The sequence below is a fragment of the Nocardia alni genome (assembly GCF_019038435.1).
Taxonomy (GTDB): domain Bacteria; phylum Actinomycetota; class Actinomycetes; order Mycobacteriales; family Mycobacteriaceae; genus Nocardia; species Nocardia alni.
The window spans coordinates 1-24819 of sequence record NZ_JAGPOX010000144.1 but is presented as its reverse complement, the minus strand read 5'-3'; the positions used below and the strand labels follow the sequence as shown (position 1 = coordinate 24819).

Below are 24819 nucleotides of genomic sequence, written 5' to 3'. Positions count from 1 at the left end.
CGGGTACATCGGGGACGGGGACGTCTACTGGCACAGATACGTCGGGCACCGGCACCGATACGTCCGGTACCGGCACGGATCCGTCTTCCGGCACCGGAACCGGTACGCCGAGTGCGAGCTCGAGTTCAGGTCTGGACACCCTGTCCCAATTGGCCGGCGCGGGGCAGCAGGCGGTGAACGGTGCGCAGCAGGTGTCCAGTGCCGTGCAGCAGGCGCAGCAAGCCGCGCAGGCGCAGCGGGCCCTCGGCGATTCCTCCCGCGCGGCGGCCGCCCTGGGTAATCTCGGCGGTGCGTCGGCGGCGCTGCGCGGCGGTGGTGCGGGCGGCGCCCGACTCGGCGGCATAGGCGATACCGCATCGGCGTTGGGCGGTCCGGCCGCCAACCAGGCGTCGTTGTTCCCGCGAGCCAGTCTGACCGGGAATCCCCTTGCGGGAGAAGCGGCTACGGCGGAGGAGGCCACCGTGGCGGAGGCGGCCGCCGCCCGGGCCGGAGCGTCCCCGATGACGCCGTATCCGCCCGGTATGGGTGGTGCGGGGCAGCAGGGCCAGGCCCGGGACCACAAGCGTCCCCGCGGTCTGGATTCGGCGGCGCATCTGGAGGAGGCGTTCGGGGATCCACCGAGCGTCGCCAAACCGGTTGTGGATCAACGGTGACGAATTTCAGCTGGACGTTGAGCGCGCTGGAACTCCTGGCGCTGTGGAATGCGTGCGGCGAGGAAATCCTGCCCGAGCCCCTGCTGTTCACCAGCGATATCCCGCTGTACGACGATTTTCTGCGGGAGAAGACGGCCGCGCTTGCCCGGCTGCGGGTTCGGATCGGGCGTGAGCTCGACGTGGCGTTGGAAACGATCGCCCGGGCCGATATTCGGGTGACCGCCTACGGCTGGGACGACAGCGATTCCGATCATCCCGGGGCGATGATTCGCGTGCACGGCGCGCGGCGTCGAGATCGGGCCTATGTGATCTGCCAGGCCCGAGATGACGCGGACCGTGCGTGCGGTGCGTTCACGATCACCGAGAGCAGCGTGCCGGAGTTGGCGGATGCCGTCGTCGCCCACCTTCCGGATCTGCCGGCCGGAGCGCAATCGGGGATGGTCCTGGTCACCGCCGAAGACGACGCGGATATGGACTATTCGTACGGCAGCTCACCCGTGCACGAGTCGGCCGACGGTTCGGCCGTGGACCGGGCCCGTCGTTTTCTGGACGCGCCGATCAGCGGCGCCGGGATCGTCGAGGTGGTGCAGAGCCGGTCCGAATTCGGTCCGCGAGGTATGTCCCGCAGCTCGCTGATGTGGCGTGACGTCGCCGAGGACGGCCGGTACGCGGTGACGTCCGGCGATTCGGCGGCCGCGATTCCGGTGGACGCGGGCCGGTTGGCGGCGATGGTCAACGCGGATATCGCATTACTGGTGCGCCGGCTGCGGGACGAGCGTTGAAGACCCGTTCCGGCTCGGACAATCCGAAGAAAATGTAAATCCTGTGCGCCCGTCTCCGTATCGACCGTCGAAGCTCAAGTGAATGTAAATTACGGCGGCAAAACAGACGTCGATCGAACCGTATGGGCACACTCGATCGTGTTGAACATATAAGCAACCGTCGAATATGTGAGGTTTTCGATGAGTGGCACAGTAGTTGTGACGCCGGAGGCGATCGATCGATTCGGGGACGCGCACGCCGCGATGTCGGCGCAGCTCGTCGGCGCCGGGGCGGTCGACCAGGTGGCGGTCATGGCCTCGGCGGTCCCCGTGTTCGGACTTATCGGTCAGGACTTTCTCGGCTCTCTGGCCTACACGCTGACCAACCATGTCACGTCGATCGGCGAACTGGCCGCGGTGCACGCGGGCGCCTCGTCGGCGGCACACCGGAGTGCGGCGAATTACCGTACTTCCGAGGAGGATTCGTCCTCGGCGCTCGGTGCGATCTGATATGAGCGGCGCGCGGAGGGACGACGCCTCGGCACTGCACTTCTCAGGCGTCATCGGGGCGCACTCGTGAGTGCGCCGATGGATCCCACGGTGTCGGCGCTGGATCGGCCCGTCGATTCGATGCTGGCCGAACTCGGATTGCCGCCGCTGCCGCAGGTCCCGGCGATCCCGCTGCCCGGGATGCCGCCGGTCCCGCCGCTGGATCTCACGGCCCTGTTCAAGCCGCTGACCGATCTGGCCGCCGGATTCGGCACCGGGCAGCTGGGTGCGGGTGGGGCTTCGCAGGTCTTCGATGAGGCGGTGAGCGCGCTGAGCAGTGTGGTGTCGCTCGGCACGTCGGCGCTGTCGCTGCTCGAGGGACTGTGGCAGGGACAGGGCGCCGACGCCGCAACCTCGAAAACCACTGCGGCGCAGTCCAATGGCACACAGCTGGCGTCCCAGGGCACGCAGGCCTCGACAGGTACGCAGGCGGCGGCCGGGACGGTGGCGACCGGCGCCGCGCAGATGTCGGCGATCATCGCCCAACTGGCCACGTCGGTGACCGCGGCGAGTCCTGCCCTGGTCACTCCGGTGGGACAGGCCGCCGTCCTCGGCATGACCGCCGAGAGTCTGGCGCAGGCACTCGCCGTCACCGCGAAGACCCGTGCGGAACTGAGCGCGCACTCGGCGAAGATGACAGCGACGGGGCGAAAGGTGCCGGTCACCAGTGCGCCGAAGACGTCGGCGAAACTCGGCGCGAACACCTCCGCGATGAGCTCGTCGGCCGGAAATACCGCTGCGGCAACCTCTTCCGGCTCGACGGCCCAGGCCGGCTCATCGAACTCGACCGGAGATCTCACGCAACTGATACAGGGTCTGGGTGGGTCTCGGGGGTTGGGAACCCAGACCCCGGGGTTCACCTCCGCGGCGACAGCGACAGGCATGCGAGGCCAGGCCGGGCTGCCCGGATCGCTCGCGGCGAGTGCGTCGCTGGAGCCGACGTCGGCGGGGTCGGCCGAACTCGTGGATGCGCCGCGATCCGATCTGCTCGCGCCGAGCTCCCCGGTGGTCACCGGAGGTACCGCGGTGGCCTCGGCTCTCGGCCCGGCCGTCTCGGCGCCGCATGTCGCCAGCGAGACACTGCCGGGCACAACGGATTCCGGTGCTTCCCCGGCAGCGCTGGGTGATGCGGCGGTCTCGCCGGCGCAGACGGTGGGACCCGCCGCGCTCCCGGGCACGACGAGCTCGGCGGGGACGCCCGTCATGCCGATGAGCGCGGCCGGCGCCGGTCTGGTGCCCGCACGTGCCCAGATGCCCTCGGACGCCGTGCATACGGCGCTGATGGATGCCAGGAATCTCGACGAGGCGGTCGGGGACCTCGGGCCGGGAACGACGCCGATCGTCGGCGAGATATCCGGCGGCGCAAGACTTTCGGATCGGGAGCTGCTGCTGTGACCGCGGCGACAGGAGACGTATCGATGAACGGTCGTGGTGTGCGATTCGATCCGGCCGCCGTGCTCGCCGTGGTGACGCGGCTGGACACACTGGCCGATCGGATCGAAACCGAGTTGCGGGTCAGCGAATCCGGTGTGCGCGTCACGGCGGCAGGGGCGGACGAGGTGTCATGCCGGGTGGCCGGCAGTCTGAATCGGCTCGGCGAGTCGTATCGGGCATCGGTGCTGGACGGGGTGTGCGAGATACGCGCGCTGTCGCGGGCGATGCGCACTCGGGTATCCCGGATGCGGGATACCGATGCCCGTACCGCGAAGTCGTTCGACGAGATCGTCCCGGAGGCGGTGCGCCGATGACCGTCGTCGAACCGCCGGTGGCGGGATTCACCGGGGTGATCTGGGCGGCCCGCACACCGGCGCGTCTGGTGCGGGACATCGCGAACGGCCCGGGCCCGGCGGCGACCGCCGACGCGGTGCTCGCCTGGCGCGCGTTGGCGACGGGGATCGGCGCGGCCGCAGCGGATTTCGGCCGGATAATCGACGACCTCGGCGGCATGTGGTTGTCTCGCAACAGCGATGCCGTGCTACCGCGGCTGCGGGTGCTGCGCGACTGGCTCGCCGACGCCGCCGCGACGGCCGCCGGAACCGCCGATGCGGCGGAGTATCAGGGTGTTTCGCAAAGGGTGGCGTTCCTGGGCATGGCGAACATCGTCGACGAGGACGCCTTGCCGACGACGTTCGATATCGGTCTCGGCGGCCCGCTGCTGGGTGCGGCGGCGGAGCTGGAGTGCCGGCTCGCGGCAGCGGGCGCTCGGGCGACCCGGGTCATGCAGGTCTACGAGGCCGCCGGCACCCCGCTGGTGGAGATGCCGCAGCAGGCGTCGCCACCAGCGGTCATCAATGCGGCCGCCGGATCCTCCGGCGCCAGAGCGTCCGCGTAAGCGGTCGAACCATGGGAGAAGGATTGTCGAAATGAGTGGAACTACCCAGGTAGACCACGCGGCCTTGATGAAGGCGCGTCAAACGTCGACCGATGCGGTCGACCAGAGCACTCAACGCGCACGGACGCAGCTGTCCGAGGCCGAGAGTGCGAGCAGCTTCTGGAAGGGCGGCGCGAACAGCGCGGCGACGGCGGCCGCCGTGCGCATGCACGACAGATATCAAAAGCTCGTCCAGGCGGCCGACCAATTCCACGCGTCGATCGGATCGGCCGATTCGTCGTTCAGCAACACCGAGAGCGACTCGACGCAGCATTTCACCAACCTGCTGTGATCACAATACGAAAGGAATCGACATGTCCGATGGGGTCATCCTCTACAACCACGCGGGTTTGAGCGATCACATTCAGCGGCAGTACTCACATCAGAAGGGATTTCAACAGGACGGTGAGGACCTGAAGAATGCCCACACCCAATACACCGCCGCGGTGCAGGGTGCGGGCGGTGATGGGGTATCCACATCATTGAGTAGATACATCTCCGCGCATCAGGATTACACCGATGCCGCCGGGGCATATGCGAAGACGATCGAAAATGCTCAGAACAGCATGATGCAGACCGACCAGGGTGTGCACAATATGTTCGTCTGAGCGGCCGGACAGGGAACAGCCGCATGAGTACGACAGGTTTCATACGGCTTCCCCGCATCGCGCCGCCGAGACCGCCCGGCGGCGAGGTAGCGGTGACCGCGCCACCGGAGGTCCCGAGACCGGTGGCCATGGCGCTGCTGTTGCGGATGTTGCCGTTCGTGATGGTCATCGCGATGGTCGGGATGATGGCCCTGATGATCACCGTCGGCGGGGCGGCGATTCTGAGTAATCCACTGTCGCTGATGTTTCCGATGATGATGCTGATGTCGATGGTCGGCATGTTCGTCGGGATGGGGCGGCGCACCAAGGGCGCCGGGGAACTGGACGAGGAGCGCAAGGACTACGGCCGATACCTGAACCAGTTGCGCAACGATGTGCGCAAGACCGGTGTGGCCCAGCGAGAGTCGCTGGAGTGGAGTCATCCCGCGCCGGAAGACCTGCTGCCGGTGGTGGGTTCGCGGCGGATGTGGGAGCGGAGGCCGAAAGATCCGGACTTCGGCCATGTCCGGCTCGGCACCGGCAGCCATCGGCTGGCCACCCGCCTGGCGCGGCCCGAGACCGGTCCGGTGGAGGATCTCGAGCCCGTCTCGGTGGTGGCGCTGCGGCGCTTCCTGCGCACCCACTCGGTCGTGCACCGGCTGCCGACCGCGGTGTCGTTGCGCGCGTTCCCGGCGATCAGCATCGAGGGGCCCGCGGACCGGACGGCCACGCTGGTGCGGGGAATGCTGATGGAGCTGTGCACATTTCACGGTCCGGATCATCTGGCGGTGGCGATCGTCTGCAACGATCCCGACTCCGGATCCTGGGCGTGGACGAAATGGCTGCCGCACATTCAGCATTCGAGCGTCCGCGACGGAATGGGGTCCGGGCGCATGATCTATCGCTCGCTGGTCGAGCTCGAGGCGGCGCTGAACGCCGACCTGGTCGAGCGGGGGCGTTTTCTGCGCAACGCCGAAGCAGACGGCAGCCGTGTGCATCTGGTCATCGTGATCGGCGACGGGCATACCTCCGGCGCCGAGCGCACGGTCAGCGACCCGGGCCTGGACGGGGTCACCGTCATCGATATGCAGGCGCGGACGGAGGGACTGGCGGTGCGGCGTGGTCTGCGGCTGGTCATGGCGGACGGCATGATCGCCGTGCGCTCGACGCTCGGCGTGGAGAAGTTCGCGACGCCGGATCGGGTGAGCGTCGCGGAGGCCACGGCGTTCGCCCGCCAGCTGTCGCGGTATCGGATCGCCACCGCGGCGCAGATCGTGCGCCTGGGCGACGACATGCGGACCGACCCGGGACTGATGTCGTTGCTGAAGATCCCCGATGCCGCCGAGATCGTCCCGGCGCAGGTGTGGCGCCCGCGCAGCGCCCGCGAACGGCTTCGGGTGCCGATCGGCGTCGCCCCGGACGGCACGCCGGTCGAGATCGACATCAAGGAGTCCGCGGAGTACGGCATGGGTCCGCACGGCCTGTGTATCGGGGCGACGGGGTCGGGCAAGTCGGAGTTCCTGCGCACGCTGGTGCTGGCGCTGGTGACGACCCACTCACCCGAGGCGCTGAACATGGTGCTGGTCGACTTCAAGGGCGGTGCGACATTCGCCGGGCTGGAGCCGCTGGCGCATGTGGCCGCGGTCATCACCAACCTCGAGCAGGATCTGTCGATGGTCGACCGGATGAGGGACGCGCTGTCCGGGGAGATGAACCGGCGACAGGAATTGCTGCGCGCTGCGGGCAATTTCGCCAATGTCACCGACTACGAGCGCGCCCGGGTCGGCGGCGCGGCGCTACAGCCCTTGCCCGCGCTGTTCGTCATCGTCGACGAATTCTCCGAATTGCTGGCGCAGAAGCCGGATTTCGCGGATCTGTTCGTCATGATCGGACGGCTCGGCAGGTCGCTGCACGTACATCTGCTGCTGGCCAGTCAGCGACTCGAGGAGAACCGGTTACGCGGGCTGGACAGCCACCTGTCGTATCGGATCGGCCTGCGGACGTTCTCGGCGAGCGAGTCGCGCACGGTGCTGGGAATCACCGACGCGTATCACCTGCCGAGTGTGCCCGGCTCGGCCTATCTGAAAAGTGATGCCGACGAACCGGTTCGGTTCAATTCGACCTACGTGTCCGGGCCGTATTCCGCCGCGGACACCGGGAACCTGGGCATCGGCCGATGGGCGGGCGGCCGGACTCCGGTCGTGTTCACCGCGTCACCGGTTCCGATCACCGAGGAATCCGCCGGAGCGCCCACCGCCGAGAGCGCCTCCGACGAGCGGCCCGAATCCTCTGCGATGCCACCGACATTGCTCGCGGTCGTGGTGGGCCGGTTGTCGGGGTACGGCACTCCGGCGCACGCGGTATGGCTGCCGCCGCTGGATGATTCGCCCGCCGTGGATCTGCTGCTGCCCGAGCCGGACTGGCGTGCGGTGGGTAATCGGCGCGGGAATCTGCGCTGGCCGATCGGCATCATCGACAAGCCCTACGACCAACGCAGGGACGTCCTGATCGTGGATCTGGCCGGGGCACAGGGCAATGTGGCCGTCGTCGGTGGTCCGCAATCGGGTAAATCGACCGCGTTGCGCACCATGATCATCGCGGCGGCCGCGACGCATACGCCGGAGCAGGTCCAGTTCTACTGCCTGGATTTCGGTGGCGGCGCGCTGTCCAGCGTGGCGGAGGTGCCGCATGTGGGCTCGGTGGCCGGGCGGCTGGAGGCCGATCGGGTCCGTCGCACGATCGCCGAGGTGGTGACCGTCATGCGCCGGCGGGAACGACGATTCGGCGAACTGGGCATCGTGTCGATGGCCGAATATCGTCGGCGCCGCGATTCCACCGACCCGTTCGGCGACGTATTCCTGGTCATCGACGGCTGGTCGGCGTTCTGCGCCGAGTTCGAGGTGCTGGAGCCGACCGTCACGGCCCTGGCGGCCCAGGGCCTGTCCTACGGGGTGCACGTCATGCTGTCGGCCTCCCGGTGGATGGAGGTCCGGCCTGTGGTCAAGGATCAGATCGGCACGAGAGTGGAACTGCGCCTGGGTGATCCGAGCGATTCGGAAATGGGCAGGATCGCCGCGTCCGCGGTGCCGATGGGCCGCCCCGGACGCGGTATCACCGCCGAACAACTGCACATGCTCATCGCGCTGCCCCGGTTGGACGGCCGGACCGACGCGGACAGCCTGCCGGACGGATTGGCTGCCGCCAGAAGCGGTCTGTACGAGCTGTATCCGAATCACCGTGTGCCACAGGTGCGAATGCTCCCGTCGAAGCTGTCGCGCGCGGAAATCCTGGAGTCGGTGCCCGATCCGCGCCGGCAACTGGACCACACACACGTCGCGGTGGGCTTGGGCGAGTCCGAACTCCAGCCGGTGATCCTGGATTTCGCCGCACAACCGCATCTGCTGGTCTTCGGCGACGTGGAGTGCGGCAAGACGACACTGCTGCGCACCATCGTGACCGGCGTGGTCGAACACGCCACCCCCGAACAGGCAAGAGTCGTCCTGATCGACTACCGCCGCACCATGCTCGGCGTAGTGGAGGGTCAGCACCTGGCCGGCTACTCCAGCGCATCACAGACGGCCCAGGCCATGACCAAGGAGGTAGCCACCTACCTCCAGCGCCGAATCCCCGGCTCGGACATCACCCCCCGCCAACTCCGCGAACGCTCCTGGTGGACCGGCCCCGAAATCTTCGTGGTGGTGGACGATTACGACATGGTCGCCCGCGCCACCATCAACCCACTCCTGGAACTGGTCGAATTCCTCCCCCAGGGCCGCGACATAGGCCTCCACGTAATCGTCGCCCGCCGAGCAGGCGGCGCCGCCCGCGCCCTGTTCGACCCGGTCCTGGGCCCCCTCAAAGACCTATCCACCGACGGCGTCCTGATGAGCACCCCCAAAGACGAGGGCATCCTCCTCGGCGATGTCAAACCAGCCCAACTTCCCCCTGGCCGAGGCGTTTTCATCTCCCGCTCTCGCGGCCGGGAAATGATCCAAACCGTTTATCTTCCACCCCTGTAAGGGACGCCACCGCGAGTGCTGCGCACGGACAACGGTCCAGAGATGATTTCGCATGCGCGGCAACAGTTTTTCGGTGATCGGGTGGGGATCGCCTACATCCCGCCGGGGAAGGTTATGACGTCAAAGTGAAGTCGGGGTCGCGGCCGAGGTAGGCGGCGAGTCGGTCGGCGGCGGTGGCGTCCGCGTGTGGCTCCCGTTCGGCGGCGAGGGGTAGGCCGGTGCGGTCCTTGCCGTCGAGTCTGGCTCGGTAGTGCGCGAGCACGAATTCGTTGAGTTCGGGGTCGTAGTCGGTTGGGCGGTCGATGGCGCGGGACAGGTCCCAGGTGTGCGCGGTGAGGTCGGCGGTCGAGCGTTCGACGAACCACGTGACCGTTATCGGACCCATCGGTCCGGTGGCCGGTTTGTCGATCATGCCCGGTTCGTTCACCAGGGCGCGGCAGGCGAGCAGGCTCTCGACGGCGGTTCCGCGGGGGTTGTCGCCGAGGTGGTCTTTGCCGCGGTCGGGTGGTGGGGTGCCGTGGATGGCCGCGGTCATGAGGAGGGTGGCGAGCCGGAAGTGGTTGAGGATGTCGCGGACTGTCCATTCCGAACATGGTGTCGGGCAGGACAATTGATCGTCGCTAATGGATGCGATGACGCCGGTGGCGAGGTCGATCGCCCGATCGTACGATTCCAGGGGAAGCATGGTCGTGGTTTCTCATTTCTGCGTGGAGGCCGGCCCGAACCACGTCGCGAGCGCGTCGAGCAACGTCTGCGGGTCGGGCGGGGTACGCGGCTCGGCCGCCCAGACGACGACGCCGTCGGGCCGGATCAGCGCGGCGGCCAGATCGGTGCGATCCAGGGTGAGGGCGGAGTGGATGTGGACGCGGTCGGCCCAGGGTTGCGCGACGGAGGCGATGTCGGTCAGCGCGACGTGGTGGATCAGCAGTGGCCGTCCGTCGGCCATCAGGGTGTAGAGACTGGTGTCGTCGATGACGACATTGCCGATGTGCCCGCCGAGCAGAGGGTGGTCGCCGACGGTGTGGGGTAGCGGGTAGCGGATTGCGGTGCCGGTCATCATCTCGTTGAAGAAGACCTTGACCTCGTGGATGTCGAGCAGGTCGCTGACGATGTCGCGCATCGCCTGTGCGTGGGGTGTCGGGGCCAGCAGCGCGGTCTGGGCGCGGGTGTTGTGCAGTACGGCGGCGCCGACGGGGTGCCGTTCGCGGGTGTAGCTGTCGAGGAGGTCTTCGGCGTTGACGGCGCCACGCACGGCGTAGGCGAGTTTCCAGCCCAGGTTGACCGCGTCCATCAGTCCGAGGTTGAGTCCCTGGCCGCCGAGGGGGGAATGCACGTGGGCGGCGTCGCCGGCCAGAAATACCCGGCCGAGTCGGTAGGTGCCGGCCTGGCGGGAGTTGTCGTATCCGCGGCGCGCGCCTTCCATCTCGGTGATGGCGATATCGACGCCGGTGACGCGGCGGATCGCGTCACGTATTTCCTCGATGGTGAGCGGATCCCGCGGACCGCGTTCGCCACCGTCGACGGGTTCGGACATGCGTACGCCCATCCAGCCGTCGCGAGGCCCGCGGGAGGCGAACGCGCCCTTCGGGCCCTCCATTTCGGCGGGCAGCCGCGTGGGGTCTTCGACCTTCAGTCGTGCCATGAGATGCACTCCGGTGGGCGCGACGCCGGGAAAGTCGAAGTTCCACAGTTTTCGCACGTCGGAATGGCCGCCGTCGCAACCCACGACATAACGCGACGTGAATTCCCGCTGCCCATGGCGGGTCTGCGTGGAGGTGAGGATCCGGTCGTCGTGGGAGGCCAATTCGACCACGGTGTAGCCGCGATGGATCCGGACTCCGAGATCGCGGGCATGCTCGGCCAGCAGTTGCTCCAGTTCCGGCTGAAAGATCACCGCGGGAGTACGACCCGGTTCACGCATGGACCCGTGGTCGAACTTGTGTATCCAGGCGAAATGGGATTGATGTTGGCCCATGTACCAGGCAGTATCGGGGCGGCCCGGGCGAAACGGCATCCGCAACCGTGTGCCCAGGCCTCGCCGCCGCAGCGCCTCGGCCCCCAGCACGCCGACGCCACGCGCTTTCTCCTCGCCGTGGGGATGGGCGGATGCCTCGACGACGACAGCGTGGACACCCGCCAGCGCCAATTCCCCCGCCAGCATCAACCCGACCGGACCCGCTCCGGCAATCAGGACCTCGGCCGTGGTTTCGATGTCGTCGTTGTCGGGTTCTGCGGTGGTCATCGGTTCACCCTTCACATGATCGTCGGATTCGCGTTCACGGCGGGACGAGACCGCCGGTCGGGGTCGAGTGGACACGATGCGAGGTCAACAGAACGTAAACGAGGTTTCTTTATCATGTGTTGATGTCTCGGATGGTTCACTGACCAGGACACAGAGACGGGAGACCGGATGCGGGTGCTGGTGGTGGAGGACGATCGGCTGCTTGCCGATGCCATCACCCGTGGCCTGCGCCGCAACGCTTTGGCCGTGGACACCGCCTACGACGGTGCGCAGGCCTCGGAACGGGTGGGAGTGACCCGTTACGACATCGTGGTGCTCGACCGTGACCTTCCGCTGGTGCCCGGCGACGAGGTGTGCGGGCAGATCCTGGCACGGTGGGGCGGCGAGGTTCGGGTATTGATGCTCACCGCCGCCGTCGATCTGCATTCGCGGGTGCAAGGTTTGGGGTTGGGCGCCGATGACTACCTGACCAAGCCGTTCGCGTTCGAGGAACTGGTGGCCAGGGTGCAGGCGCTGCTGCGCCGCAGCGGTCCGGCCACGTCACCGATATTGCGTCGCGGCGGTATCGAACTGGACCCGGCCCGTTTCCTCGTGACTCGTGACGGTTCGCCGATCCGGCTGGCCCCCAAGGAATTCGCGGTATTGCGAGTGCTGATGGCCGTGGACGGTGCGGTGCTCAGCGCCGAAGATCTCCTCGACCGCGCGTGGGACGAGAACGCCGACCCGTTCACCAACAGCATGCGCACCACCATCGCAACCCTGCGCCGCAAACTCGGCCCACCGACGATCATCGAGACGCTGGTCGGCGCGGGCTACCGAATTCGATGAGCAGACCACGCCCTCGTCGGGGCATGACTGTGCGCACCCGGCTGACCGTGTTCTACGGCACCCTGTTCCTGGTCACGGGCTTCCTGTTGATCTCCGTGATCGTGATCGCGGTGTTCAGTTCACCGCCGGGCGGTGTCAGCGACCCCGGCCACCTGTTCACCCGCACCGACCTGACCCCCGATCAAATCAACCAGATCGCCTGGCATGTCAAACAGCAGGCCCGCCATGAGATGCAGATGCGTCTGCTGCAATATTCGGCGATCGCGATCGCCGTGATGACACTGATCGCGATCGGTTCGGGCGCGTTCATGGCCCGCAGTGTGCTGCGGCCGGTCCGGACGGTGTCGGCCACCGCGCGGCGGCTGTCCGAACACGACCTGCACGAACGCGTGCCTGTCCCCACACAACACGACGAGCTCTCCGAACTCGCCGAGACGTTCAACACGATGCTCACCCGGCTGGAGCGCGCGTTCGCCGCCCAGCGCCGGTTCATCGCCAACGCCTCCCACGAACTGCGTGGCCCGATCACCACCCAACGCACCCTGGCCGATGTGGCACTGGCGGAACCCGGCATCGACGCCGGCACCCGCGAGCTGGCCACCGCGGTACGGGAGGTGGCGCTGCGTCAACAACGTCTCGTCGAGGGCCTCTTCGAGCTGGCATTGAGCCAGCACGGCCCGCAAGCCGACACCGCCGTCGACCTCGCCGCTCTGACCAGGGAAGTTCTCGAACGCTGGGCCCATTCACTCACCGACCGCGGCTTGACCCTCGCCACCGACCTGTCGCCAACCCTCATCAACGGTGACCCGACACTGCTCGACATCCTCCTCGACAACCTGATCCGCAACGCCATCACCCACAACCGGCCCGGCGGCTGGCTGCGCGTGCACGTCGCCGACCACACGCTCGCGGTGGAAAACCCGGGACCACAGCTGCGCGGCGAACGACTGGCCGAATTGAGCGAGCCCTTCCGCCGCGGCGAGACCGATCGCATGATCGACGCGAACGGCGGAGCGGGCCTGGGCCTGGCCGTGGTGCACACCATCACCGACGCCCACCACGCGACGGTCTCGCTACGACCACGCGACAACGGCGGCCTCCTGGTCCGCGTGCGCTTCCCCGCCGAATGCTGAAGTTCTGTTGACACCCTCCCCAATAGCGTCTGTCAGCGTCGCCCACCGGGCGAGCTCGATCGACACAGAGGGAGCACGTCATGTCGCTTCGGATACGTTACGCGGTAATAGGCTTCACGCTCGGTTTCGCGATGGTCGGTCACGGCGACCCCTTCTCCGCCACCACGATCCCGTTATTGGTGATGTTCGCAGCCCTGACTCCGATCATCATGGTGATGCGTCGCCCCGCCGCCATGTCCAACGCACGCATCGTCGCGGTGACCGCGTTGCTCGCCGTGACGATGGCCCTCGCCACACTGGCGAGCCTCGCGCTGGTTCACGACCACGCCCGCACGACGGCAGGCCTCGGGCTCATTCGTGCGGCGCTGTTCGTCGTGGTCGTGCCTGTCTTCATCGTGCGCGCGCGTCGCCGCAGCGCACATACCGGCGCGAGCACGTCCGCGACCATGCCGATGCCCGACAAAGGACGACTCATCGCCACCAAGCTGACCCTCGTCGCGATCGTATTCGGACTCGACTGGTTGGTGAGCCGGTGGCTGCCCCACGCCGGAATCCTCGTCGCCGTCGCATTGGCAGTCGCGGGTATAGCGGGCGGGCCCGCCCTGCACGCGCTCGTGTTCAGCCCGCACCGACGGTTTCCGGACACCGAAGCTGTCCGCCGGACACAGCCGCGGTGAAGCACCCATCGCACCGTCTATGCGGTATCCCAGGCGGTGAAGTCGCCTGTTTCCGTGGTCACGGGGTGACTCCCATGCTGTCCAGGATGCGCCGTAATGCTCGCATGCCGTAGTGCATGCGCGACTTCACCGTTCCCTCGGGGATTCTCAGTTCGGCGGCGATCTGATGGGTTGTCATGTCACGGTAGTACGCGCGCTGGATGACGATGCGCTGGTCTTTCGGCAGGCAATTCAGGGCGTCGCCGACCAGCCAGGAATCGAGCATGCGATCGGATAGGTCGGGGGTGAATTGTTCGGGGGGAGAATCGGTTCGGATCTCGTAGCGGTTGCGTGCCCGGCGGTATTCGTCTATCACGATGTTGCGCGCGACGCGGTACAACCACGCGCGCGCCGACATCGATGAGTCGTCCAGTATGCGGTGATGCTGCCAGGTTCGCAGGAGGGTCTCCTGGACGATGTCCTCGGCTGCGCCGGAATCGTGGACGAGGCCGGCCACATAGTGCCGCAATGCCCCGGCATGATGGTCGTAGACGATTCGCATCGATTCGGTGCGGGTGGCCGAACCCTGTTGTCGATTCGTCACGATGCACTGCCTCGGGTGGAATTCGACCGGAGCGCGGATGAACGGTCGTTTCATCCCCATGGTGGGACTCGGCGATGTGCCGCTCGGGGCGCGCGGTCCACTTCTTTACAATCGCTTGAGGTTCGTCAGCCTCTCGGCCCGGATTTCGTGCCTCTTGTATTTGGTTGTGGCGCTGAGTGTTTCGTATCGATGAATTCGAGTACGTCATGACGTCGATCCTGTCGAGCCAGGTGAAAGGGGGCATGAACCTCCCGCGCCTCCGGCACGTCAATAAACACATGACCAGCGTCCCCATAGCGCTCGAAACGGCCGCTGCACCATCGCATATGCGTCGAGTGTCGGTGATCGGCGGCAATACTCAGGTGGACATCGGACTGCCCGCGACCGTCCCGATCGCCGAATACATCGCCGACGTGGTCGAGTTGATCGACTCGCGCAGCCCCGATGTCGTCGAGTCCGAGGACGGCCCGCCGGTTCGTACCGGTCACTGGACGCTGGCGCGGGTCGGCCGCGAGCCGATCCCGCCGGACAGATCGCTGGCCGACGCGGCGATCGGCGACGGTGAGCTGCTGGTCGTGCGTTCGGCCGCCGCGCCGCGCACACCCGATCTGTTCGATGACGTCATCGACGCGGTCGCCCGGCTGAGCGCGAATTCACTGCACCCCTGGTCGGCGTCGGCCGCCGAATGGGTGGGGCTGATCGCGGGGCTGGTCGCGATGATCACGGCGATCGTCGTGCTCGGTGTGGCGCACGGCGGCGGTCTCGCCGGTGGCGTCGTCGTGCTGTGCGCGGGGCTGCTGGCGGCCGGAGCCGCGGTGATCGTGGCGAATCGGCAGACCGATGAGCTGACCGTCACGATGCTGTCGCTGTATGCGCTGCTGCTGCAGAGTGCGGGTGCGGCGCTGGTGGCGTCGAGCCAGGTGGGCGGCTGGGGTGTGCTGGTTGCCGGTGCGGTCGTGCTGGTGGTCGGCCCGGCCCTGTACCTGCTGACTCGTGCGGGGGCCGCGTTGGTGGGCGCGGCGGTGCCGGCGGCGACGTTCGTGGTGGCGGGTGCGGTCGCGCGGATGGGGTGGGGTGTGGATCTGCCGAAGATCGGCGCGGGTGCGGCGGTCGTCGCCCTGGCCGGTATCGCGGCCACGCCGCGCATCGCGACCGCCGTCGCCCGTCTCGCGCTGCCGTCCGGCCTGCCGGCCGTGCCCGCCGACCCCGAGGAGCCACCGCACCCAGAGGAACGATCGCCCGCCGACGATATCGGCGCGGTGGTCCTGCCGGCGGCGCGCGGACTCGAACAGCGTGCCCGGCTCACCGACCGGTATCGGTCGGGCCTGATCGCGGGATGGGCCCTCGCCGCCGCGGCCGGGGCGCTGCTCTCGGCGACCTCGTCCGGCGACCTGCGATGGCCCGGGCTGGGCCTGGCGATCGCGGTCGCACTCGTGATGTGTCTGCGGGGACGAATGTTCCCGGCGCTGACGCCGGCGGCGACGCTGATCGGCTCCGGGCTCATCACCTTGCTCGCGCTGTCGCTCGTGGTGGCCGCGGCGGCGGGCGCGTGGCAGCCGCTGCTCGCCGGTTCGACGCTGTCGGTCGGGATGGCCGGTGTGGTGTTCGGGGTCGTCGGGCCCCGCATCGAACTGTCCCCGAGGCTGCGCCGCGCCGCCGATATCGGTGAGTACACCCTGATCGTGCTGATCGTTCCGCTGATGCTGTGGACGATGAACGTATACGCCGGAAACAGCTGAGAGACAGCGGATGTGGTGGATCGTCCGACCGGTGCTCGCGGGAACGATGGTGGGCGCGATCGTGTTTCGGCCACCGCCGGCCGCCGCACTCGCACCGCCGATCATCGACCCCGGTCAACTCGCGGTCGCGATGGCCGTGAACGCGAAGGGCGGCCCACCCGACCCGACCCAGCAGCGATCCGCCTGCGCGCGACCGATGCTCTCGAACGGCCCGCCGCACGATGCGCCGACGGCCCAGCAGGTCCTGAACCTCTCCGCCGCATGGCAATTCAGCCGGGGCGCCGGTCAGACCGTGGCCGTAATCGACACCGGGGTCCAGCGGCATCCGCGCTTGCCGGGGCTGCGTCCCGGCGGTGATTTCGTGTCGAATTCCGACGGTACCGCCGACTGCGATGGTCACGGCACGCTGGTGGCCGGAATCATTGCCGCGCAACCGAGTCCGGCCGACGGATTCTCCGGCGTCGCGCCGGATGCGACCATCCTGTCGATCCGCCAGCTGAGCCTGGAGTACGAGTCGACGAACTACACCGCGGCCAATCAGGCGGGCGGCATGTCGAGTCAGGGCTACGGCACGGTCCTGACACTGGCGGCCGCCATCGTCCGCGCCGTCGACCTGGGCGCGACCGTGATCAACATTTCCGAGGAGGCGTGCACCCCCGCCGCCGCGAACCGGGTGGACGGACCCCTGGGCGCCGCCGTCCAGTACGCGTACGGCCGCAATGTCGTCGTCGTGACCGCGGCGGGGAACGTCGAGGAGGACGGCGAGTGCACCACCCAGAACGGCGGTTCGGGCTGGACCGGGGTCGGCACCGTGGCCAGCCCCTCGTGGTTCGCCCCGTACGCCCTGTCGGTGGCCTCCACGGATCCGGACGGTTCGCCGTCGTCGTTCTCGATGCACGGTCCCTGGGTAGGAGTCGCGGCGCCCGGTCGCGATATCGTCTCGCTGGACAGCGGCCCGGGCAGCACGGGCCTGGTGGATTCGGTGCAGACCGATCAGGGCCGCGCGCCGATCGATGGCACGAGCTTCTCCTGCGCGTACGTGTCCGGCCTTGTAGCACTGGTGCGTTCGCGCTTTCCGTCGATGAGCGCGGCCGAGGTGATCGATCGGATCGAGCGCACCGGCGAACACCCCGGCATGGGCCGCGACGACAGCGTCGGATTCGGCCTCATCGATCCGGTCGCGGCGCTGACCGCGGTACTGCCGCCCGCCCCCGACACCGCGAATTCCGATGTGCCGCGGGCCGTTCCGCCGCCCGCGCCGCCGCCGCGCGTCGACCCGATGCCGCGCCGGGTCGCCGGTATCGGCTCGCTGCTGGCGCTCGCCGCCGTCGGGCTCGGCTACGCCGCCTCGAACCGTAACCGCCGCAACCGATCCGGGCGCGACGTGATGTTCCCGGAGGACTGATGCCCGCACCGCTGACCACCCGCGCGCAGGTGAACGGCTATCGCTACCTGCTGCGGCGGTACGACCACGCCCTGATCCGCTGGGATGCCCGGATGCTGCACGATCCCATGCGGGCCCAGTTCCGCTCCCTGGTGATCGGCGCCGTGCTGAGCATCATGATCGTCGCCGGCGCGGCGATCCTGGCGTTGATCCATCCCCAGCCCACGATGGGGAACGCGAAGATCGTGATGGGCAAGGATTCCGGTCAACTGTTCGTCGTGGTGAACGGCGTGCTGCATCCGGCGTTGAATCTGGCCTCGGCCCGGCTGATCGCGCAGAGCGACGAGACGCCGACCGCGCTGGCCGATGCCCGGCTGACCGAGCCGCGCGGCCCGGTCATGGGGATTCCGGGGGCTCCCGCGGCGTTGCTCGGCTCCGCGTCCGGCGGCCGATCGCAGTGGTCCGTCTGCGACGCGATCTCGGCCGCGACGGGGAACGTCGTCTCGACGGTGATCGACGGACCGTTGCGGACCACCTCGGCGGGCCGCGCACGGCCGCTCGGCGCGGACGAGTCGGTACTGGTGACCCGGGACGATCACACCTACCTGCTGTTCGACGGCAAGCGCGCGGAACTCGACCCGAGCGATCCGACCCTGGCGAGGGTGATGTCCCTGTCGTTCCACAGTGCTCGGCCGGTCGGCGCGGGACTGTTGAACTCCGCGACACCGGTGCCCGCGCTCGTGCCGCCCACGATCCAGGGGCTGGGTGGTCCGGGGCCCGGGAGACTGGCGTCCGTGCCGGTCGGCGCCGTGATCCGGGTGCAGGATGTCGACTCGGACGGGTTGTACGTCGTGCTGAACGATGGAGTGCAGAAGGTGTCGCCGTTCGCCGCGGAGGTGATCCGAACCGCGAATTCCGAAGGGATGGGCGAGATTCCGATGGTCACGCCGGACCGATTGCGCGGCATCCCCGTGGTCGACAAGCTCGCGACCGATCAGTTCCCCGATCGGGTTCCCACGATCCTCGACGCGCAGGACGACCCGGTGACGTGCCTGTCCTGGGCGAAGAACACCGGTGATCCGGCCGCGACGACATCCCTGCTGGCCGGCAACGCGTTACCCCTGACCTCGACGGCCGAGCCGGTGACGATGGCCTCCACCGGCGACCACGCCGACGCGGCCTATGTTCCGCCCGGCACGGGGGAGTATGTGCAGGCCACCGATATCGCGCCGACGAGCGTCGCCCGGGGGCCGCTGTTCTACATCACCGACGCGGGCGTCCGGTACGGGGTACCGGACGTCCGGACGGCGGCCGTCCTCGGCCTGGGGAGTACCCCGCGTCCTGCGCCGTGGCAGATCGTGGGCCGGCTGGTCGCCGGTCCGATGCTGTCCCAGGCCGCCGCGCTGAACAGTTACGACACCCTGCCGTCCGCGCCCGCGAGGTGAGCAGGCTGCGGATCAATCGACTGCGGGCTCGGGCGATGCGTCCGCGAGGGCGCTGGGCAGATCGTCGTACAGGTCCACCAGGCGATCCAGGCCGGTCACCTGGATCACTCGCCGGGCGACGGGCGAGGCCGTCACGCGAAGCGGACGCGGCTCGGTCATCTGCGCGGCGAACTGCAATACGCTCAGTCCCGCGGATCCGAGAAAACCGACCTTCGACAGATCGATCACCAGGGCCGTGTACTGCTCGGTACGCTCGATGATCTCGCGCAGGTTCTCGATCTCGGCCTGCAACCCCGGGGCGGTCAACGCATCGACCTCACCTCGGACGGACATCACCAGCAGATCACCGTGGCTGCCGACATCGATATGTAAAACGACATCGTAATCCGCATCCGATTGATTCACCGACATCACGCACCCTTACTCTCTGCACGGCGAAGCACCCCGGGGCGCCTCGCCCCGGCAGCAAGATTGTCTACCTGCGGCATAATCTTCCATCGTTCTGTGAACGCCGATTTCGAGCACGAATCGGCTGAAACCTGGACCGCCACTTGGCTTCAGCGCCGATGGCAGGACGAGCATCACCCTGTGGGCGGCAGGTCGGTCCGGCACCCGATCAAGTGATCGGGTGCCGGACCGCTGCTACCTATGCCGGGCCGGGCATTCAGTAATAGTGTGCGCGGCCTCCCACCCCGCGGCCGACGGCGCCGAGCAGTGCGAGGATCACGCCGATTACGAGGGCGATGATCCCCAGCGTCCACAGGATCGGAATCCCGAAAATGAAGCCGAGAACCAGGAGAATGACTCCGAGCGTAATCATGCTGAACTCCTTACTTCGAAATATATGAACGGCAATCGATCCGGACAGTCGATGACCGCCACAGGCCCCGCAATACCCCGATATCCGGAGCTCTAACACATCCGTCGTCACAGCTTGTTGTGGCGCGCACCACGAGCCTCCGATCGCTCTCACCTGGGCGGTCGGCCGAGGTCGCCCCGCACCGGCCGATTGATACGCCACAAGAGGGGTATCGCTGCGTCACTGGCTGAATCGCGGCCGTGAGGAGTGAGTATGTATCGGGGTCGACAGGTAGTCTTCTGTACCACGGCACTGGCCGTCTTGGCCGCGGTAACCGGTTGCGCCGGAAGCGGTTCCAATCCACTGCCCGTCACGCCGACCTCCCACTCGGGGATCACGATGACCTTCACCTCCCCGTCCGCGACCACCGATTTCCCCCGCCCCGACGCCGTCACCCCGGAGTCCGCGAAGCAGTTGTGCGACATGATCTCTCCGAAGATCGGCGACTGGCGTAACCAGAGCGCCACGGCCCGCAAGGCGGACTTCAATCTCGTCGTGCACGATTGGGCCGCCCGCAGCGGCGGGCTCAACACGCAGGTGCTCGAGGACCGCACCATGGTGGATCGCATCACGAGCCAGACCTGTCCCGCCACGCGCCAGCAGGCCCTCGATGCTCTGCAGATCAGCGATCTCGCCGACGGCCTGATCGGCTTCGGCAAGTGAATATCGCCGCGCCGGTCCGTTAGCCGGGGGTCGCAGCGGGTAGTCGCCCGCAGGGCAAGGCACACTGGTGTGGCTGCCGGAATTGCTGGATCGGTCGGAATTGAGCCGTGATCATCGAGGATGGGTGATGTAATGCTCGAAAAGTTGGAACAGCGGTCCAGGGAGCTGTTGCTGGGGGGTGGCTTGCGCTGGCAGGGGCCCGTTGTGGAGGGTTACGTGCGGCGATTGCGCGATGCCCATACGCACGAGTCGGCCGAAGAATTGTCCGTTCGCGCCGAGCGTCATTATCTGGCGCTGGTGACGGCCAGCGGCACCACGGTCGGGCTCATATCGGCCGTGCCGGGCGTCGGCACCGTGATCGGGTTGCTGGCCAGTGGCGTGGAGGCCGTGTTCTTCCTGGAGGTCTCGGCGGGGTTCGCGGTGGCGAACGCCGATCTGCGGGGTGCGGAAATCGTGGATTCGCGGGCTCGCCGGGACCTGGTGTTCGCCGTGGTTCTGGGGGAGAGCGGGGCGGAGCTGGGCGAGCGGGATGTGCGCGGTACGGCCCGCGATTGGCCCGGCTGGGTGGCGAATCGGATTCCTGGGCTGCGCAATATGGACGATTCCTTCGTCAAGCGATTCATCGTCCGGTTCGCCGCCAAACGAGCCGTTCTGGTATTCGGCAGGGCACTCCCGGTCGGCCTCGGCGCCGTCATCGGCGGCGTCGGCAACCTCGCCTTGGGCCGCGCCGTTGTCGCCCGGGCCCACCACGCGGTCGGTTCGGTGCCGGATGCGGAGAGTGCGCGACCGATCCCGGCCGGGGAACCGACCGGCGAGGGCCTCTGAGGAGCTTCCGGGCTACTCCCGCGGCTGGGTCGGCAGCGATCCGACCGCGCAGTCGGCCACGCCGATGGTGTCGCGGGTGAACGACTCGACCCGGTGCTGCGCCTTGGCCGGGTCGGTGACCCATTCGCGGTAGAAGTCGAACGGGCACTCCGCGACACCGTGCTCACCGTCGCCTGCGGCGTGCACGCCGGTGTAGCCCCGGTGCAGCAGTTTGAACAGGTGGTTCTGCGACTGGTCGTTGGCTCGCGCGTCCCGGATCGCGGAGACCGACAGTTGCGCGTACTGGATGCCGTACTCCTCCTCGCCCGTCTCGCCGAGGGTGCGGCCGTCGAATCCGATCAGCGCCGAGTGGCCGAAATACGAATAGACGCCGTCGAATCCGGCCGCGTTGGCGACCGCGACGTAACAGTTGTTCGCCCACGCCATCGCCTTGGCCATGAGAACCTGCTGTTCCTTGGCGGGGTACATGTACCCCTGGCAGCGCACGATCAGCTCCGCGCCCTTCATCGCGCAATCGCGCCAGATCTCGGGGTAGTTTCCGTCGTCGCAGATGATCAGCGAGATCTTCATGCCCTTGGGGCCGACGGTGACGTGTGTCGTGTCGCCCGGGTACCAGCCTTCGATCGGGCACCACGGCAGGATCTTCCGGTACTTCTGCACGATGTCGCCGTTGTCGTCGATGAGGATCAGGGTGTTGTACGGAGGTTTGTTCGGATGGTCCTCGTGCCGCTCGCCGGTGATCGAGAAAACGCCCCACACCTTCGCCCGGCGGCACGCCCCGGCGAAGATCGCGGTCTCCTCGCCCGGGATCGTCGCCGCGGTGTCGAACATCTCCCGCTCGTCGTACATGATGCCCTGGGTGGAGTATTCGGGGAATACCACCAGATCCATCCCCGGCAGACCGACTTTCATGCCTTCCACCATCTCGGCGATGGCCTTCGCATTCCTGATCACCTCGGCGCGGGTGTGCAGGCGCGGCATCTTGTAGTTGACGACGGCCACGCCGACGGTGTCGGGGCTGGACGAGATGTCGCCGTGTCGCATGAGGGTCTCCTCGTGATGACGATGCGCTGGGCATCGCGGTCGTATCCATTGCTTGCGCCACAACCGGTTCGGCGATGAAGGGGCTCGACGGCGCGAATGTATTTTCTCACGTAACTATTTCATGTGAAATTACGTTCATGTGAAATTACTCGGCGAGTATCGGCCTGTCAAGGCCGCTACAGTGCGGTGATCACATCGAAGTCGAAACCGTTGGCGACGGCCAGATACACGCGTTGACGGGCCACCCGGCCCTGGAACTCGACCACGCCGCGGGGCCCGTCGTATGCGAGACCGTCGGCCACGCCGCCGAGATCGGTGAGGCTGCCCGAACGTTGAATCATCGTCGAAAGCAATTGCGCGCCTTCATAACAGGACTCGGCAACGCTGCCGAGAACCGGTGCGCGCGAGCCGTGCAGCGCCGCATAGCGACCTTGCAGATCCATCGAATTGGCGTCGATCAGCGAGGGAAAGTAGGCCGATGCTACGACCATGCCCCTGGTAGCCGCCGCACCGCTGGCGAGCAGCATGTTCTCGTCCATCAGCGGACTGAAGCGCAGGATCGAGTCCGGTAGGCCGTGACGGGTGAAGGCCCGGTTGAACCGCACCGCGTCCTGACCGACCAGCAGCATCAGCACCGCGTCGCTGCCGGAGCGCGCCACCCGCTCGACCGCGCTGTCCATCCGGCCGCTGCCGAGCTCCACGAAGGCGCCCCCGACGAGTTCGAGCCCCAACCGCGCCGCGTACCGGCGCACCGCGGCCAGCGACAGGCGCGGCCACACATAGTCGTCTCCGACGACGAACCACCGGCGCACCCCGGCGTTGTCGCGCAACCAGCGCAGGGCCGGCTCGAGTTGCATGCGCGGCGTCTCGCCGGTGCAGTAGACGCCCGGATGATCCTCGCCGCCTTCGTAGAGTGCGGTGTACGCGTACGGAATTCGCCCCGCCAGCACGGGCGCCAGGGCCCGGCGCACCGACGAGATGTGCCATCCGCTGACCGCGTCGATGCGGCCCGCGCGCGCCAATTCCCCGACCGTCGTCGCGACCGTCGCGGGTGGCGATCCGCCGTCGATTACCTCGATCTCGACCTCGCGGCCCAGCACCCCGCCCGCGGTGTTGAGGTCGCGCGCGACGAGATCGCCGACCGCCTCGCAGGACGGGCCGAAGATACCCGCCGGCCCCTGCAGCGGCACCACCATCGCCAGGCGCCACACATCAGCTGCTACCATTTCATGTGAAAGTATCGGCGCGATGCCGCTCGCGCGCAACCGCTCTGGAAGGGCTCACGATGCAGCGGATGGTTGCCGTACCACACGCCGATGATCGGTCGCTGGTCGCAACGCTGGTATCCGCGGCGCGGGGCGCCATCGCCGCTGTCGAACGCGAACTCGGCGCCGAGGGGCTCACCATCGATCATTGGCTGGTCGTCGAGATGCTCGCGGCGGGAACCGCGATGGCGCTGACCGAGGTGCGCGTCCGGACGCTGGTGTCGGCGCCGACCCTGACCCGCGTCGTCGATCACCTGGTGTCGAAGGCGCTGCTGTTTCGCGAGGTGGACGCGAAGGACCGGCGCAAGGTTCGCGTGCGGCTGAGCAAACGGGGCATGGCACTGCATCGCCGGCTGGCGTCGTCGATCGCCGCCGCCGAGCGGGAGTGGGCGGGCGCGCACGGCCTGAGTTTGCCGGACGCGCAACCGCATTGATGGACAGGGTGTTTCACGCTCCGCGCTCTCGCCGCGCGCGCTCTGATGCGACGAGTTCGTCGATGCACACCACGATGGTGAGCGCCAGCGGCACATCGGGGTGATACACCTCCACGCCGTAGGTATCCCGGATCCGGAACCACTTGTGCGAGGTCTGTGCGACCACCCCCTGCGGCCCCTCCAGGACGTAGTTCTTCTCGATGAGATCTCCCTGCGCGATCCACTGCTCGCCGGACGCGAACGCGATCGTAAAGCTGTGCCGCACAGGACTGAACAGCTTCTTGCGCACACTCGCCACGTGCGCGCCCCCCACCCGGACCACCATGGTGTCACGCAGGGCGAACACCTTCTTGCGGGCGACCGCGTAAACCTCCCCACGCGCCCCCTTCAACTCGAAGGTCCGCCGAAACGCCAGCACCTTACCGTCGACCAGAAAGACCCTATTCCCGGCCTCATCGGTCACCCAGTAGTCCTGCCCCAGGCTCAGCACACGCTGCCGCATCACATATCGCACACACCCAGTCTGCCGGAATGCCGTTGCGACGGGGCTTCTGTCGTGAGCCGGCGGCACTTGTGATGCACCAAGTCCTGACGCTCCGCAGCCCTGGATGGGGCTGTCCGGTAGAACCCCGGCCACCGCTTCCGCCCTGGCATATACGGAATCTATTGTGCAACAGAGCTTTTCATTCGGCGTAATCCCCGCCGATCACACCCCCGGGAAGGTGCCGCACCTCGGGACCTGTCTCTTATACACAGCT

Annotated in this window: 26 protein-coding genes; 18 read left to right on the top strand and 8 right to left on the bottom strand. The window is 67.5% G+C overall.

Translation table 11 applies throughout. The features are described from left to right. The 9 genes from JZ791_RS36365 to eccCa form a co-directional block, all read left to right on the top strand. Positions 1-653, top strand: a 653-nt coding sequence (locus JZ791_RS36365; protein ID WP_216901219.1) for a hypothetical protein, incomplete at its 5' end; no start/stop codon positions are given. After that, on the top strand, positions 650-1435 hold the full coding sequence (locus JZ791_RS36360) for an ESX secretion-associated protein EspG (RefSeq protein ID WP_216901217.1): 786 nt from the start codon (positions 650-652) through the stop codon (positions 1433-1435). The genes JZ791_RS36365 and JZ791_RS36360, both read left to right, overlap by 4 nt. Positions 1436-1615: 180 nt before the next feature. Then, a complete protein-coding gene (locus tag JZ791_RS36355) occupies positions 1616-1924 on the top strand; it encodes a type VII secretion target (RefSeq protein ID WP_216901215.1) in 309 nt (102 codons plus the stop codon). Positions 1925-1990: 66 nt separating this feature from the next. Further along, the gene (locus tag JZ791_RS36350) at positions 1991-3358 is read left to right on the top strand and encodes a hypothetical protein (RefSeq protein WP_216901213.1); all 1368 of its coding nucleotides are present in this window, start codon (positions 1991-1993) and stop codon (positions 3356-3358) included. 23 nt (positions 3359-3381) lie between these two features. Next, a complete protein-coding gene (locus JZ791_RS36345) occupies positions 3382-3711 on the top strand; it encodes a PE family protein (protein WP_216901211.1) in 330 nt (109 codons plus the stop codon). After that, entirely contained in the window at positions 3708-4295 is a 588-nt protein-coding gene (locus tag JZ791_RS36340) for a PPE domain-containing protein (protein WP_216901209.1), read from the top strand. The genes JZ791_RS36345 and JZ791_RS36340 overlap by 4 nt, the downstream gene beginning before the upstream one ends. Before the next feature lie 31 nt (positions 4296-4326). Continuing rightward, complete coding sequence (locus JZ791_RS36335; RefSeq protein WP_216901207.1) at positions 4327-4626, top strand: hypothetical protein; 300 nt, start codon at positions 4327-4329, stop codon at positions 4624-4626. 22 nt (positions 4627-4648) lie between these two features. After that, positions 4649-4942, top strand: a complete 294-nt coding sequence (locus JZ791_RS36330) for a hypothetical protein (protein ID WP_216901205.1) — start codon at positions 4649-4651, stop codon at positions 4940-4942. Between the two features lie 23 nt (positions 4943-4965). Continuing rightward, complete coding sequence (gene eccCa / locus JZ791_RS36325; protein ID WP_216901203.1) at positions 4966-8940, top strand: type VII secretion protein EccCa; 3975 nt, start codon at positions 4966-4968, stop codon at positions 8938-8940. A 112-nt stretch (positions 8941-9052) separates the two neighbouring features. On the opposite strand, the gene JZ791_RS36320 is transcribed toward eccCa, so the two are convergent. Both JZ791_RS36320 and JZ791_RS36315 read right to left on the bottom strand, forming a co-directional pair. Beyond that, positions 9053-9625, bottom strand: a complete 573-nt coding sequence (locus tag JZ791_RS36320; protein WP_216901201.1) for a TIGR03086 family metal-binding protein — start codon at positions 9623-9625, stop codon at positions 9053-9055. Between the two features lie 12 nt (positions 9626-9637). After that, positions 9638-11182 (bottom strand): FAD-dependent monooxygenase, encoded by a 1545-nt coding sequence (locus JZ791_RS36315; RefSeq protein ID WP_216901199.1) that lies wholly within the window; start codon positions 11180-11182, stop codon positions 9638-9640. A 168-nt stretch (positions 11183-11350) separates the two neighbouring features. Here JZ791_RS36315 and JZ791_RS36310 point away from each other — a divergent pair, with 168 nt between their 5' ends. The 3 genes from JZ791_RS36310 (at position 11351) to JZ791_RS36300 (ending at position 13820) form a co-directional block, all read left to right on the top strand. Beyond that, a complete protein-coding gene (locus JZ791_RS36310; protein WP_216901197.1) occupies positions 11351-12010 on the top strand; it encodes a response regulator transcription factor in 660 nt (219 codons plus the stop codon). A gap of 23 nt (positions 12011-12033) precedes the next feature. Continuing rightward, complete coding sequence (locus JZ791_RS36305) at positions 12034-13143, top strand: sensor histidine kinase (protein ID WP_216901195.1); 1110 nt, start codon at positions 12034-12036, stop codon at positions 13141-13143. An 80-nt stretch (positions 13144-13223) separates the two neighbouring features. Further along, on the top strand, positions 13224-13820 hold the full coding sequence (locus tag JZ791_RS36300) for a hypothetical protein (RefSeq protein ID WP_216901193.1): 597 nt from the start codon (positions 13224-13226) through the stop codon (positions 13818-13820). Positions 13821-13878: 58 nt separating this feature from the next. Here the strand turns inward: JZ791_RS36300 and JZ791_RS36295 are convergent, their stop codons facing one another. Further along, entirely contained in the window at positions 13879-14403 is a 525-nt protein-coding gene (locus tag JZ791_RS36295) for a sigma-70 family RNA polymerase sigma factor (protein ID WP_308163304.1), read from the bottom strand. 278 nt (positions 14404-14681) lie between these two features. Between JZ791_RS36295 and eccD the strand changes: the two genes are divergently transcribed. Genes eccD through eccB form a run of 3 tightly spaced genes read left to right on the top strand, consistent with a single transcriptional unit; the run spans position 14682 to position 18971 of the window. Then, positions 14682-16142: a type VII secretion integral membrane protein EccD gene (eccD, locus tag JZ791_RS36290; RefSeq protein ID WP_216901189.1), complete on the top strand. Its 1461-nt coding sequence runs from the start codon at positions 14682-14684 to the stop codon at positions 16140-16142. A 31-nt stretch (positions 16143-16173) separates the two neighbouring features. Continuing rightward, entirely contained in the window at positions 16174-17547 is a 1374-nt protein-coding gene (gene mycP / locus JZ791_RS36285) for a type VII secretion-associated serine protease mycosin (protein ID WP_308163302.1), read from the top strand. Then, complete coding sequence (gene eccB / locus JZ791_RS36280; protein ID WP_216901185.1) at positions 17547-18971, top strand: type VII secretion protein EccB; 1425 nt, start codon at positions 17547-17549, stop codon at positions 18969-18971. Before mycP ends, eccB begins: the two co-directional genes overlap by 1 nt. A gap of 12 nt (positions 18972-18983) precedes the next feature. Here the strand turns inward: eccB and JZ791_RS36275 are convergent, their stop codons facing one another. Together JZ791_RS36275 and JZ791_RS36270 are read right to left on the bottom strand one after the other, a co-directional pair. Continuing rightward, a complete protein-coding gene (locus JZ791_RS36275; protein WP_216901183.1) occupies positions 18984-19382 on the bottom strand; it encodes an STAS domain-containing protein in 399 nt (132 codons plus the stop codon). Positions 19383-19635: 253 nt separating this feature from the next. Then, positions 19636-19791: a DUF6131 family protein gene (locus JZ791_RS36270; RefSeq protein WP_216901181.1), complete on the bottom strand. Its 156-nt coding sequence runs from the start codon at positions 19789-19791 to the stop codon at positions 19636-19638. A gap of 252 nt (positions 19792-20043) precedes the next feature. Between JZ791_RS36270 and JZ791_RS45570 the strand changes: the two genes are divergently transcribed. Continuing rightward, complete coding sequence (locus JZ791_RS45570) at positions 20044-20493, top strand: hypothetical protein (RefSeq protein WP_254206916.1); 450 nt, start codon at positions 20044-20046, stop codon at positions 20491-20493. 132 nt (positions 20494-20625) lie between these two features. Continuing rightward, complete coding sequence (locus JZ791_RS36260) at positions 20626-21318, top strand: hypothetical protein (protein ID WP_216901179.1); 693 nt, start codon at positions 20626-20628, stop codon at positions 21316-21318. Between the two features lie 12 nt (positions 21319-21330). On the opposite strand, the gene JZ791_RS36255 is transcribed toward JZ791_RS36260, so the two are convergent. Further along, positions 21331-22362: an aliphatic amidase gene (locus JZ791_RS36255; RefSeq protein ID WP_216901177.1), complete on the bottom strand. Its 1032-nt coding sequence runs from the start codon at positions 22360-22362 to the stop codon at positions 21331-21333. A 176-nt stretch (positions 22363-22538) separates the two neighbouring features. Beyond that, on the bottom strand, positions 22539-23588 hold the full coding sequence (locus JZ791_RS36250; protein ID WP_254206915.1) for a substrate-binding domain-containing protein: 1050 nt from the start codon (positions 23586-23588) through the stop codon (positions 22539-22541). Positions 23589-23656: 68 nt separating this feature from the next. On the opposite strand from JZ791_RS36250, the gene JZ791_RS36245 reads away from it, so the two are divergent. Continuing rightward, positions 23657-24061 (top strand): MarR family transcriptional regulator, encoded by a 405-nt coding sequence (locus tag JZ791_RS36245; RefSeq protein WP_216901175.1) that lies wholly within the window; start codon positions 23657-23659, stop codon positions 24059-24061. A 13-nt stretch (positions 24062-24074) separates the two neighbouring features. On the opposite strand, the gene JZ791_RS36240 is transcribed toward JZ791_RS36245, so the two are convergent. Further along, the gene (locus JZ791_RS36240; protein ID WP_216901173.1) at positions 24075-24575 is read right to left on the bottom strand and encodes an LURP-one-related/scramblase family protein; all 501 of its coding nucleotides are present in this window, start codon (positions 24573-24575) and stop codon (positions 24075-24077) included. Between the last annotated feature and the right edge of the window lie 244 nt (positions 24576-24819).